General features: G+C 56.9%; 1 protein-coding gene and 1 pseudogene. Both read left to right on the top strand.

The window, feature by feature from the left end:
• Positions 1-95, top strand: a pseudogene (locus tag ACIOZM_RS31040) (nicotinic acid mononucleotide adenylyltransferase); the annotation flags it as partial.
• A gap of 72 nt (positions 96-167) precedes the next feature.
• Positions 168-662 (top strand): ribosome silencing factor, encoded by a 495-nt coding sequence (gene rsfS / locus ACIOZM_RS31035; protein ID WP_401221366.1) that lies wholly within the window; start codon positions 168-170, stop codon positions 660-662.
• The last annotated feature ends 58 nt before the right edge of the window (positions 663-720 follow it).

Below are 720 nucleotides of genomic sequence, written 5' to 3'. Positions count from 1 at the left end.
AACTGCTGGCCAGCGGTAAGTCGGTACGTTTCCTGGTGCCCGACGCGGTCCTGGCCTACATCGATGCGCACGATCTATATCGTGCGTCGAACTGAACAAGGCGTGCTTCACTGATACGAATCAACGTGTCTCCAAGCCGCCGAATACATGAGCAAAACGAGTTTTATATGACTGACAAAGACGTAGCTAAAGTAAAGCGCAAAGGCACATTCAAGAGTGCGCCGCTGCCAGAACCGGTCAACACCAACGAGCCATTGAAGGGTGACGAGCTGGTCAAGCTGGCCGTAGCCGCCCTGGAAGACGTCAAGGCGCAAGACATTCAGATCATTGATGTGCGCGACAAGCAAAGCATCACTGACTACATGATCATTGCGACCGGTACTTCCAACCGCCAAATCAACGCGATGCTCGACAAGGTTCGCGAAGAAGTCAAAAAGCAGGGCGCCAAGCCGCTGGGCGAAGAAGGCAAGGGCGACAGCGACTGGGTGCTCCTCGACCTGGACCTGGTGATCGTGCACATGATGACCGCCTCGGCTCGTCAGTTCTACGACCTGGAACGCCTGTGGGCCGGTGCCGAGCAAAGCCGTGCGGCCGACGCCAAGCACCACAGCCCGGAAAACACCCACGAGCATTTCACCAAGCTCAACAAAGACCAGCTGTAAGGGATTGCTGTGCGACTGCGACTGATCGCCGTGGGTGGAGCGCTGGCGAGATAGGTGG

The sequence above is a fragment of the Pseudomonas sp. NPDC087346 genome, from assembly GCF_044744235.1.
GTDB lineage: Bacteria > Pseudomonadota > Gammaproteobacteria > Pseudomonadales > Pseudomonadaceae > Aquipseudomonas.
This window is presented reverse-complemented; position numbering and strand designations above follow the sequence as displayed.